Below are 12522 nucleotides of genomic sequence, written 5' to 3' on the forward strand. Positions count from 1 at the left end.
CGGGCTTGGTTCAGCTTTGTGGTGTTAGCATTACTCATAAATAACTGATGCTATTTGTTAAAAAAGCTCATACCTCGGTATGAGCTTTTTTCATTTAGCTATTGAATGATTTTTACCCTTTGGGTGGCACCAATGATTGCAATGCTGGTGGCTTAATTGTGTGAGATTTGTTTTTTTGTGCCTGTTGCACTTGTTGCAAAAGAGCGAGCAGTGCGGCTTTATCCCATGCGCCTTTTTCTTTGCCGTAAGTGGCAGCCATCATCGCGGCAACCTCTTTCTCTAATTGGCTGATGAGTTCATTGTTCAAATGCTGTTTCGGCCATTGCTGGTAATAGGTTTGCACCCGGAGCGGTTGTCCGGCTTTTACTGCTGCAATCAGCTGTTCAACGGGGTTCGCAACTGTCGGCACCTGAGCCGATGTGGTTGCAGATTTTGCTGTTGGAGCATTTTTCTTTGCCCTTAGCCATAGCATCAGGGTGATTAGCCATAAAGTGGCAAACAAGGCTGTCGTCCATGGCCACCATCCGCTACTTGTCACTACTTTGACTTCGGTCGGGGTGGCGTTTTCTGCGGGACGGGGATCTGACAACGCCGGTACCAGTGGCATGCTGATAGTATTGCTGGTATCACCTGGCAGTACATTAATGGACAAACCATCGAGCTTGCTGGTTTCTTGCTGGCCTGTGGTTGTATTCCACCAGTTTATCGACAGGGCTGGTAAGGTTAACTGACCGTGCTCTCGGGGAATAATCACCTGTTTGACTGTCATGCTGGTGAAGCCATCGTTACTGCTGTAAACCGGTTTCTCGTCATACACCCGAACGGAACCCGGATATTGCAGCGATAAATTGGGCATGCTGCTTTGGGCCGCATTTTTAATGCGTAAAGTAATAATACGGGTTAAAGGCTCACCAACACGTACTTCACTTGATTGTGGAAGAGAATTGCTCTGTGGCTGAGAGTTGACTTGTGGTTGCCATTCCTGTTCAAGCTGTAGCTCCGGGGTAGGAAGCCATAAGCCCTGATAACCAGCAGGCTTGCCTTTCACATCAAGTGACAGGTTTTGAGCTTGTTTATCGACCGGGAGACTTAAGCTGGATCCAAAACCTCGGCTGCCTTTTATTACGCTGCCTTTAAATTTTGCTCCTTCCAGCAAGATCGAACCGACTTTATTGGCGGTGATTTGATAATAACGGGTGATCACGATATAGCGGCGGCCATTAATAACGGTTTCAGCTTGCCTGTCATCACCGTCTTGGACAACATCCAGTCCGTTGCCCTGAGGAGCAATTAAAGCGGCCTGATCTATCTGTTCGCCAATGCGGATTTGCACCCGGTAGCGCAGACTTTCGCCGACATAGAGCTGCTCTTTATCGATCTCGGTATCAAGTTTGATATCCGGCTCGGCGGAATTCGTCGAGCTGTTTTTGCTGCTCTTTAAGGACTGAATAACGATTGGATCGGTCGTTGAGCTGCCAATGCGAAAACTAGGGATGGTAAATTCCCCGATCGCGTTGGTAGCCATTGCCACTTTCCATTCCGTGTTGCGGGTGATCACACCATTGATCATTGCGGTGTTAGTACTGACGCTTGGGCGTCCATAAGTGAAGCTATTGGCTAATGGAGATAAATCCAGTGCATTTGTGTTGACATTTGCATCTACAGATACCGTCAGTTGAAAGACTTCGTTCACCCCGACAATATTCTTCGATACCGTCGCCACAGCCTGTGCTGCCGAAGCAATGGCAGGCATGAAACCGGCGATAATCAGCATTGTTGCCCACAGGAATGCAGTTGTTGGGCGTTTTGACAGAGACAAAATATTCATTTTCCTTTTCATCGTATCACCATGAATTCTCGGTAGACTGTGGTGCTTGTTTCTGACGAGCCTGTAATAGTAGTTGAGCACGGATCAAACCGCTGGTGTCATCGGGTACTTGTTCCAGCTTCTTAAGGATCGGGTCACTGGCTGACAGCGGGTTCGTATTATCATCATTGGCCGCAACAGGCTGAGACGGTTGCTCGGTGTTTTCAGAGTCCTCGGAAGATGATTGCTGCCCGACGGATTGCTGAGTTGATTGTTGCTGGTTGGGATCTTGTGGTTGATCCTGTCCCTGCTGTTGCTCGGGATTTTGTGATTGCTCTGGATTTGTTTGCGAATCAGCATTGTCAGCGGATTGTTGTTTATCGGCGCTATCCTGTTGAGAGCTGTCACGATTATTCTCAGAATTGTGCTGATCCTCTGACTGACTGTCGTTTTGCTGCGAATCTGATGCTTGCTCTTTCTTCTCTGAGCTATTCTGCTCAGATTGTTGCTGTTGTTCTTTTTCTTTCTGCTCTTTGGCCTTTTTGACGACATCGAGATTTTTTTGTGCATCGGCATGCTCCGGATTGCTCGCCAGCAAATCCTGGTAGGTATTGATAGCTTCATCTAACTGTCCTGCCTGGGCGTAAGCGTTACCAAGGTTATAGCGAGAAGTCGGATCGGTAAGCGGTGCTAAGGTTTCGATGGCTTGCTGATAGTCACCGGCTTTGTACTGAGCAATGCCTTTCCATTGAGGATCCGAAAATTGCTCGGCAGCTGCAACATAATCATTTTGCTGGAAGGATTGGTATCCTTGTTGATCGCTGTTTTCCCATGGTGAGGCAAAAGCGTGGTCAACGGGCATCAATACCAGCATGGCTGCAATCACTACACCACGACGGAATCCAAGCAGCGCAAACAGCATCAGTGGGATCAATAACCAAAAGCCGCCATTAATACGCTCTTCCAGCTCTTTCTCTTTATCCTTATTGGCTTGTTCTCTCGGTGTGGCCGTAGAAGCAATGATGGCATCGACATCCCGGTTGCTTGTTTGTGATAACTGTAGATTACCGCCAGTTGATCGCACGAGGGGTAATAAGTTATCCAATTCAACCCGAGCGATAACCGGTTTTCCCTGACCATCGTTGAGCAGTCTGCCATCCGTCAGTTTTATTGGTGCCCCTTGTTGAGTGCCTACGGCAAGAATCGATAAACGGTATGCCTGATCATCGAGTAAATCCATCACCTGTTCCGATTCTCTCTTACTCATGCCATCTGTGACCATAATAATGTCACCGCCAGCGTGTCCCGCTTGCTTTAATAAGCTGATCGCTTCTCTTATTCCCGCAGCGGCATCACTGCCCTGAATTGGCATGATCTCCGGCGACAGGTTGGGGATCAGCGTTTTCAATGTACTGCTGTCTTCGGTCAGCGGGCTGACCATATAACCGTCGGCCGCATAAACGACCAGACCGGTACTGCCTTCTTTCCAGCCGGGCAGCATATCCAGTGCTTTAAAGCGTGCCTGGGTTAAGCGGTTCGGGGTTATGTCAGTGGCGTACATTGAACGTGACATGTCCATGACTAAAACCCGTGCACCTGACAGACTGTAAGCGGGCATGGTTGTTTTCTGCCAGCTTGGTCCGGCTAGGGCAATGATTGCCAGTAACCATCCGATCCCTAGCAACCAGAAAGGTTTAGCGGTTGTTTTACCACGCTCAAATCCGAGCTGTTTAGCCAGATGCGGTGCAATCAATCCCGAATGGTGAGCTTTGCCTTTTAACCACGGCAGAAGCAGTGCCAATGGCAGTATGGTGAGCAACCAGTATGGGTGGAGAAATGTGAAATCAACCATGACGTCTCCTCATCATTGCGATAACAACGGAAAGGATCAAAACGACGATTAACGGGAAACGGAATAACTCGTCACGAGGACGCCAGGTTTGTTGCGCAGTATTAATAGGTTCCATTTGATCGATTAACTGATAAATATTTTTTAGCTCTTGCGGGTTACGGGCACGGAAATACTGACCACCCGTCATGTCGGCGATTTTGGTTAAGGCTCTTTCGTCGAGATCCTGTGAGGGATTGACTTTACGGGGCGAGAAAAAACTGCGTTGAAGCATCTCCTCTGCACCCACACCGACGGTATAAATGGTCACACCGCTTTTTGCCGCCAGTTTTGCCGCTTCTAATGGTTCGATAACGCCAGCAGTATTGGCTCCGTCGCTGAGTAAAATGATCACCCGCTGCGGTGCTTCGCTGTCAATAAAGGTTTTGGTGGCAATGCCTAAGCCTTCACCGATAGCGGTACTTTGACCAATCAAACCTAAGACGGTCCGGCCCAGTTGCTGTTGAACGGTATTGCGGTCAAAGGTCAGCGGTGTCTGCAGATAGGCATGATCGGCAAACAGTACCAAGCCAAGCCGGTCACCTTTTCGGTTCTCGATAAAGTCAGACAGCACCTCTTTTACCGCGGTTAAGCGGTCAATACTCTCGCCGTCAGTGGTCACCATATCCTGGATCGACATCGATCCCGACAGATCGACGGCCAGCAGCATATCCCGGTGATCCGGTTGTATCTCGATAGGATCGCCATACCAGACCGGGCGGGCGAGTGCAGCAACCAGACAGATCCAGCTAATGACCATCATGACTTTGCGCCAGATAGTTTTCGGCTGCTGTTGCCCGATCCCTTCGGGCAGTTTAGGCAGCTTAATGGCGGCGGGCTTGATGACGGGGTTGCTAAAACGATAGACCAGCCAGGCCAGAGGAAGTAGTGCCCAGGCCCAAACCCAGATGAATTCAAACATCCCGGCTCTCCTTGTTGTAGCCAGATGAGCCACTGCCGGATAAATGGCTATCTAAGGAGTAAGCCGTTTTTTTCGGTGGCAGCGCTTTTGTGAGCCAGACAGATGCAAGCCGTTTACACTGTTTGAAGTCGTCACCGTTGATCCCTTGTGGGGAAAACAGTCCTTGTTGCCATAGTGCGGCATGATCCTGAAAGCCTCGGTGTTTAGCCGGCAACTGATGATCAAGAAATACCAGCCAGCTTTCACCGGTTAACGCTGCGACTTGGGGGCGAGGGAAATAACTCAGAGCCGCTTGGCGTAACAAGTCATTGATATCGCTCAGACGATCTGTCTGGCGAAGGGCTTTGAGTTGTAGCAAGGCTTCTTTACGTGCTTGCTGAGTTTTGCGGTATTGTTTTAGCTGACGAGCAACAACAAATACAACACCAATGATAAAGAGAATGCATAGCCACCATCCCCAAGCCAGCGGCCAAATGCCCGGAATAGCTTGAAGATGAATATCGGCAAGAGGAAGAGGAGCAAGAGTTTGATCAGCCATAATGAATGCGTTGACCTCCTAACTGCTGTAGTAAAGGTATAGCTGAAGATAAGTCATGGAGTGGGATCGCAAGTGTTCGTGTCATCTCCTTGATAAAGCATTGGTGCGCTGCATACTGCTGGCTGAGTTTCTCTCGGGTTTTCTTTGAGGAAAAATCAAGCCAGAGTGATTGCTTGCTATCAGCAACATTTTCATTACCCCTGAATGCAGTTTGGCCTTGCTCTAAGGGATCATGAATCCTCACAAATTGGATCCGGTTGTGGTAGCGCAACTGGCTCAGGCGACGTTTATCACCATCTTCCAGCTGATAGAAATCACTGATAATGACGATTTCACTGCCTTTCGGGCATAGGTGGTGCAAGTGCTTGAGAGCGGCGGAAAATGGAAGTGGGTATCCGTTTGCTTCTTGTGCAGTCGTACTCTTTTGTTCGCTTGCACTTTTTTGCTCACCGAAAGTCTGATGTGCTCCGATTAATGCGTTGATAACACGGAGCGGTCCTTGCTGTCGTGCAGTCGGTTTGCACTCTATAAGTTGATTGCCGTCATAAATGATGGCGCCGACTCGATCTTTTTCACGTACCGCAAGCCAACTTAATAAGCTGGCAAAGTGCGCAGCCTGAACCGATTTCAACATCAGTTGCGAGCCAAATTTCATGCTGTCACTGATATCTATCAGTAACATGACGGGCTGTTCACGTTCTTCGGTAAATATCTTGGTGTGGGTTTTCCCTGTTCGCGCTGTTACCCGCCAGTCAATCGCACGGATATCATCGCCGGCCTGATATGGGCGAACTTCTGAGAAGTTCATTCCTCGGCCTTTCTGGCGACTCATGTGCTGGCCATTAAGTTGTGACCAGACACTTTGCGCCGGTGGCAGCCAGCGTACGGCTTGGTTTTTATATTGCAGCAACTCTGCCAGCGATAGATTTAGCCCATCGCTGTGGGCGGGCAGGGAAGCGGTCATTTCGCTTTGTGTCATGCGCAGGCAACCTGAGCGATTAGCTGACTCACCACGGAATCTGCCGCAATACCTTCGGCCTGTGCTTCATAGCTGAGTAACAGGCGATGACGCAATACCGGGTAGGCCATTTGCTGAACATCTTCAGGAGTAACAAAGTCACGGCCATTCAACCAGGCATTTGCCCGGGCACAGCGATCTAAAGCCAGGGAAGCCCTTGGGCTAACTCCCATCTGTAACCAACTCGCCAGTTGTCTGCTGTAGCGTTCAGGCTGGCGTGTCGCCATGGTCAGGCGAATAATGTAATGCTCGACATCTTCTGCCATATGGATGTTTAACACATCGGTTCGGGCTGCAAAGATTTCTGCTTGGCTGATTTGTACAGGCTCTGATTTTACAATCCCCAAGGCTTCGCCGCGGTTTAAGCGCAGAATTTCCAGTTCACTGGCTTCATCCGGGTAGTTCACATTGAGCTGCAGTAAGAAACGATCGAGCTGTGCTTCAGGTAAAGGATAGGTGCCTTCCTGCTCAATAGGGTTCTGGGTTGCCATCACCAGAAATAGTTCAGGTAATGAATAGGTTTTGCGACCAGCTGTGATCTGTTTTTCTGCCATCGCTTCTAGCATCGCAGCTTGTACTTTCGCGGGGGCACGGTTGATCTCATCGGCCAGTAATAGCGAATTGAAAATCGGACCTGGCTGGAAAGTGAATTCAGCGGTTTCCGGACGGAAGATATCCGTCCCCGTCAGATCGGAAGGCAGCAGATCTGGTGTAAATTGAATTCGGTGAAAACTGCCTTCAATGCAATCAGACAGCACTTTGACTGCACGGGTCTTAGCAAGGCCTGGGGGGCCTTCTACCAGAATATGCCCATCAGCAAGCAAGGCAATCAATAACTGTTTTACGAGATCAGGCTGTCCAATTACCTGGCTTTCCAGATAAGTTTTAAGGCGTTGAAAAGTTGTTGCTAACATAGATTGGTTATGTCCTTGGAATACAAACAGTCAAACAGGAAATAATGAAAGTCAGACTAAGAAAAAACAATTAAGTTCACGCAGCATGATTTTTATAATATTCAGCGATTCGTGTCCAGTGATGGTTCGATCATGCTGAAACATGATGCCACCTTGCTGAATTATAGCGCCTTCATGTGCTCATCCCTCAACAAGTGCTGTCTGGTTAATGATCTACTCCTTTATCGACCACCTTGTGGCCTGGATTCCCTTTTTATCATAAACCAGCATGAGTTTAGTTTTACCTCGATGTTATTAATGAATAAAAATTGGGCATCGGTGCATATGGGGTATGGAAAAATGCTGCCAGATGTTCGTTATACCTTTTACTTCTTCATTGGTACAAATGCGTATCTTATTAATTAACATTTAATCAGTGGGGCATCATAAGCATTGCGCATATGGTGCGGGTGTATCTTATGGCTAATAGAACAAATATTTGTGATTCTATTCAGGTATATTGGTAAGACCACCAATACTGTATGTTGATATTCATATGTGTCTGTGTTCTTATGTTTGTTGTGCAACAAATAGAGCATGCAAGTGTCATGTTAAATCGCCAAGATGGAAACATATTCAGATAAATAGCTTAATTGCTATCTGAATTGATATTCGTATTGATAACGTGGGTGTTAACAATAAATCTTTTGATTTCAGTGGCATAGTTATTTGTAGTGATAGGATGGAGTCTGGTTTAATGAGTAAGAAAGTATTAGTAACTGGTGCAAATGGTGGAATGGGTTCTGCGATTACAGAAGCTTTGGTAAAGAAAGGCTATCGTGTAATAGCTTCGTATTATCCTAAAATTGAAGCTGAAGCGAAGGAATGGTTCAAACAGAATAACTATTCAGATGATCAGGTTCGCTTGTTCCCGCTTGATGTTACAGACACTGCCTATTGCAAAGAGGCGATTGCAACATTGTTGCAAGAAGAAGGCTACATAGATGTGCTGGTTAATAATGCTGGAATTACACGTGACACCACCTTCAAACGTATGTCGGTTGAGCAATGGAACGATGTGATAAATACGAACTTGAACAGTCTTTATAACGTGACTCATCCGCTGTTCGGTGCCATGTGTGAACATGGTAATGCCCGCATTATCAATATCACTTCTGTCAATGGCCTGAAAGGTCAGTTTGGTCAGACAAACTACTCTGCAGCCAAAGCTGGCATGATTGGTTTTACAAAAGCCCTAGCCGCAGAAGGTGCACGATCAGGCGTTACAGTAAATGCGATAGCCCCTGGTTATACTGGCACAGCAATGGTTGAAGCGATTAAACCAGAAATACTTGAAGGTATTAAAGCTGAAGTTCCAATGAAACGTCTGGCTCGCCCTGCTGAAATTGCAGCCGCAGTGACTTTCCTGGCAAGTGACGAAGCCGCATATATTACCGGTGAAACTTTATCAGTTAACGGCGGCTTATACATGCGCTAAGCCTGTATTAATACGTTTGAAGAATGGACGCAAAAAGATCATGACTAAAGTATTTATTGTTGCCGCTAAACGTACACCGATTGGTAGCTTTAACGGTGCTCTTAAAACGGTTTCCCCTGCAAACCTTGCTGCTGTGGCGATTAAAGCCGCTTTGCTACAGGCAGACGTAGCAGCTGATGCAATCGATGAAGTTGTACTCGGTAACGTAGTTGGTGCTGGACAGGGCATGGGGCCGGGGCGCCAGGCCGCTATTTATGCTGGTATCCCAAATGAAGTTCCCGCCTATAGCCTGAATATGGTGTGTGGTAGTGGTATGAAAGCCGTAATGGATGCTGCAGCACATATTAAAGCGGGCGATGCCGAGCTGGTGGTTGCAGCTGGCTCGGAATCTATGTCACAAATTCCTTTCGCTGTCTCATCGCGAATTCGTGATGGTCAGAAAATGGGCAGCATGGAATTGACAGACCTATTGATTGCTGATGGTTTGACTGATGTTTTCAACGACTATCACATGGGTATGACCGCAGAAAATGTGGTTGAAAAAATAGGCCTGACTCGTGAACAACAAGACAACTTTGCTTTAGCTAGTCAGCAAAAAGCTGTGGCAGCCATTGAAGAAGGTAGGTTTGTTGATGAAATCGCACCTGTTGAAGTGACGGTTCGTCGTAAAACCAGCTTAGTCGATACCGATGAATACCCTAAAGCCGATGCCACTATTGAAGGTCTGTCGAAGCTACGTCCAGCCTTTAAGAAGGAAGGCTCAGTAACGGCGGGCAATGCGTCAGGTATCAATGATGCTGGTAGCGCAATTATCGTAGCTTCTGAAGCTGCAGTTGAGCAATATGGCCTGACTCCTCTGGCAGAAATTCGAAGCTATGCACAAGCTGGCGTTGCGCCAGAGGTAATGGGGCTAGGCCCTGTTCCTGCTGTTGTAAAAGCCTTGGATAAAGCTGATTTGGATATTCAGTCCGTCGGCCTGTTTGAATTTAATGAAGCGTTTGCTGGCCAGGCGTTGGGTGTGTTGCATGAAGTGGCTAAAAAATTAAACACTTCGGTTGAAGACCTTGCCGAACGTACTAATGTTAATGGTGGTGCGATTGCATTAGGTCACCCTCTGGGCGCATCAGGTAACCGCATTATTGTCAGCCTTCTACACGAAATGCGTCGTCGCGGAACGGAATATGGCCTGGCCACACTTTGTGTGGGTGGCGGTATGGGTACTGCCATCGTATTGAAGAAGGTTTAACTCTCAGTTGCTCCAGATAAAGAGCAGTTGTTCCCAGATTGTACTTGCCTGAGTTAAAAGCTAATCCCTGGCTAGGTACTTCGTTAATTACTTTTTGTTATTTAAGGAATTAAGATTATGTATACGGAAATGTTTAAATCTTTCTCAGAGCAAACAGAAAAGACACTTGCACCATACGTTAAGTTTAACAAATTATTTACTAAGAATGTCGAAGATCTTACCGAACTTCAACTTGCAGCTGTACGTGCTTACAGCGACCTTGGTTTATCTCAGCTTAAAGCTGTGGGTGAAGTGAAAGATCTTGAATCGTTGACAGCATTCAATAGCCAGCAGCTAGAAACGTTAACTAAACTTTCCCAGCAGCTAATGGATGACAGCAACAAATTTTCTGCAGTTGCTCAAACGTTTAAAAATGATGTTGAAGAACTTGTTGCTGAAAATGTAAAGCAAGTGAATCCTGTTTAAGTGATATGACCACTCTGCCGCCCCTTTCTCAGGGCGGCATTATTAGCCCAGGTACAGAGGTCATTGTAATGAACTATAACTTCTTTTCTGACTATTTTGCCAAGCTCCAGGACATAAACCAGCTATGGTGGAAAGAAAATTCTGGCAAAACAGTCTATAACAGCCCTCTTAGTCAAGCGCTAAACGAAGTAAGCATTGATGATACAAAACAGCTGATTGAGAAAGCATCCGCACAACCTGCCGCCCTTGCAAAAGTGCAAATGGACTGGTGGGAAAATCAAATGAAAATTTGGCAGAATGTCGCTACGAACGGTGGCGAAGGCAACGATCTAGTTAAGCCTGAAAAAGATGACAAGCGTTTCAGTGATCCGGCATGGGCAAACGAAGCGTTTTATAACTATATTAAGCAGTCTTATTTGCTTTTCAGTAATACGATGAGAGACAGCATCGATTCGATTGAAGGGTTAGATGAGAAAGCTAAAGAGCGACTAGGTTTCTTTTCGCGCCAGGCAATTAATGCCCTTTCGCCGACCAACTTTATAACAACCAACCCGGAGCTCGCAAAGCTTACCGTTGAAACAAATGGCGAGAACCTAGTTAGAGGCATGGAATTGCTACATGAAGACATGAAGGCAAGTGCCGATGTTCTCAAAATTCGCATGACAAATGATAATGCCTTTAAGCTGGGTGATAATGTTGCGAATACTGCGGGTGATGTGGTGTTTAAGAATGAGTTATTCGAGCTGATTCAATATAAGCCACTGACTGAAAAAGTGAATCAAACACCGCTGCTTATTGTTCCTCCATTCATTAATAAATATTACATCTTGGATCTTCGCGAGAAGAATTCGATGATGCGTTGGTTGGTAGAGCAAGGTCACTCGGTGTTCATAATGTCATGGCGTAACCCTGACGCAACGATGGTTGATATTGATTTTGAGCATTATGTACTTGATGGTGCCGTAAAAGCGATTGATATTGTCGCAGATATTACGGGTGAGAAGCAAATTAACGCGGCTGGTTACTGTATTGGTGGTACCTTGCTGGCGACAGCATTAGCGTATTATTCAGCTAAGCGTATGCGTAATCGAGTAAAGTCCGCTTCACTCTTTACGACATTACTGGACTTTTCACAGCCAGGTGAAATTGGTGCTTACATCAATGATCCAATTGTCACTGCAATTGAAGCGCAAAATGAAGCTAAGGGTTACATGGACGGCCGTTCACTTAGCGTAACCTTCAGCCTGTTGCGTGAAAATAGCTTATATTGGAATTACTACATCAATAATTACCTTAAAGGTAATAGCCCTATTGATTTTGACCTCTTATATTGGAATGGTGATAGTACCAATGTGTCAGTAGCTTGCCATAGTACGTTGCTACGCAAGTTTTATCTGGAGAACAAACTGGTCGATCCTAAGGGTTATAAAGTGGGTGGCGTATATATTGATCTGACTAAAGTTAAAGTTCCGACCTATTTTATCTCGACCCAAGAAGATCATATTGCCCTTTGGCAGGGGACTTACCGAGGAGCTCAAAATCTGAGTGGTAAATCAACGTTTGTACTTGGTGAATCCGGTCATATTGCAGGTATTGTTAATCATCCGGATAAAAACAAATATGGCTTCTGGACCAATGAGAATAAGGTTGAAGATGCTGAAGAATGGTTAAATGGAGCAAACCGTCAGGATGGGTCCTGGTGGACTCACTGGAATAGTTGGTTAGCGGACTTTAATGCAGATGAACAGATTGATGCTCGAATATCAGGAAACGCCAATTATCCTGTGATAGCAGCGGCACCAGGTTCATATGTGTTACAAACATTGCCGATTGAAGCTTCCAGGGTGTAAAGAACAATATTATAAGTCAGTTGTTTAACAGGCTTAGTGCCGCTTAAATAAAAATATAGAAAAAGCCGACAATGTTTGCCGGCTTTTTCTATGCTTGGATTAAACAAACAGTAAAACAATATTGTTTGCTTTGCCGTCTCCGCGCCTATTGTGCTTAATTGTTGAGCTGTTGGTCGATGAATTGTAAAAAACGATTGTTATGTCTGAATATATCCCTATAATTTGCCTTCGTTGTCACGATAAACTACTAAGTAGATAGCTGAGGCAACAATGTTCTTTAACAATTTGACCATGCAATCTGTGTGGGCACTCGTGAAATGATTAGTCAAAAAGATTTATCAATGAACTGAGTGACCGAACGATATGGTTCCTGCAGAGGAATGATATTGGCACAGTC

The 12522-nt window shown here is 46.1% G+C and carries 10 protein-coding genes; 4 read left to right on the top strand and 6 right to left on the bottom strand.

The window, feature by feature from the left end:
- Positions 1–112: 112 nt before the first annotated feature.
- From C9I89_RS20910 to C9I89_RS20935, 6 genes are read right to left on the bottom strand one after another with little or no spacing between them, the layout of a single operon-like run.
- Positions 113–1840, bottom strand: a complete 1728-nt coding sequence (locus C9I89_RS20910) for a BatD family protein (RefSeq protein WP_107285262.1) — start codon at positions 1838–1840, stop codon at positions 113–115.
- A 4-nt stretch (positions 1841–1844) separates the two neighbouring features.
- Positions 1845–3659, bottom strand: coding sequence for a VWA domain-containing protein (locus tag C9I89_RS20915; protein ID WP_107285263.1), 1815 nt, complete (start codon positions 3657–3659; stop codon positions 1845–1847).
- Positions 3652–4617 carry a vWA domain-containing protein gene (locus C9I89_RS20920; protein ID WP_107285264.1) on the bottom strand — a complete coding sequence of 322 codons (966 nt, stop codon included), beginning with the start codon at positions 4615–4617 and terminating at the stop codon, positions 3652–3654. The genes C9I89_RS20915 and C9I89_RS20920 overlap by 8 nt, the downstream gene beginning before the upstream one ends.
- Positions 4610–5155: a DUF4381 domain-containing protein gene (locus tag C9I89_RS20925; protein ID WP_107285265.1), complete on the bottom strand. Its 546-nt coding sequence runs from the start codon at positions 5153–5155 to the stop codon at positions 4610–4612. Before C9I89_RS20925 ends, C9I89_RS20920 begins: the two co-directional genes overlap by 8 nt.
- Complete coding sequence (locus C9I89_RS20930; RefSeq protein ID WP_107285266.1) at positions 5148–6134, bottom strand: DUF58 domain-containing protein; 987 nt, start codon at positions 6132–6134, stop codon at positions 5148–5150. The genes C9I89_RS20925 and C9I89_RS20930 overlap by 8 nt, the downstream gene beginning before the upstream one ends.
- Positions 6131–7087, bottom strand: coding sequence for an AAA family ATPase (locus tag C9I89_RS20935; RefSeq protein ID WP_107285267.1), 957 nt, complete (start codon positions 7085–7087; stop codon positions 6131–6133). The genes C9I89_RS20930 and C9I89_RS20935 overlap by 4 nt, the downstream gene beginning before the upstream one ends.
- A gap of 736 nt (positions 7088–7823) precedes the next feature.
- Between C9I89_RS20935 and C9I89_RS20945 the strand changes: the two genes are divergently transcribed.
- From C9I89_RS20945 to phaC, 4 genes are all read left to right on the top strand, one after another.
- On the top strand, positions 7824–8564 hold the full coding sequence (locus tag C9I89_RS20945) for an SDR family oxidoreductase (protein ID WP_107285269.1): 741 nt from the start codon (positions 7824–7826) through the stop codon (positions 8562–8564).
- A 40-nt stretch (positions 8565–8604) separates the two neighbouring features.
- On the top strand, positions 8605–9810 hold the full coding sequence (locus tag C9I89_RS20950) for an acetyl-CoA C-acetyltransferase (protein WP_107285270.1): 1206 nt from the start codon (positions 8605–8607) through the stop codon (positions 9808–9810).
- Between the two features lie 117 nt (positions 9811–9927).
- Positions 9928–10275, top strand: coding sequence for a phasin family protein (locus C9I89_RS20955; protein ID WP_107285271.1), 348 nt, complete (start codon positions 9928–9930; stop codon positions 10273–10275).
- Between the two features lie 68 nt (positions 10276–10343).
- Positions 10344–12125 (top strand): class I poly(R)-hydroxyalkanoic acid synthase, encoded by a 1782-nt coding sequence (gene phaC, locus C9I89_RS20960; RefSeq protein ID WP_107285276.1) that lies wholly within the window; start codon positions 10344–10346, stop codon positions 12123–12125.
- Positions 12126–12522: the final 397 nt, after the last annotated feature.

It is taken from the genome of Photobacterium lipolyticum, from assembly GCF_003026475.1.
Taxonomy (GTDB): domain Bacteria; phylum Pseudomonadota; class Gammaproteobacteria; order Enterobacterales; family Vibrionaceae; genus Photobacterium; species Photobacterium lipolyticum.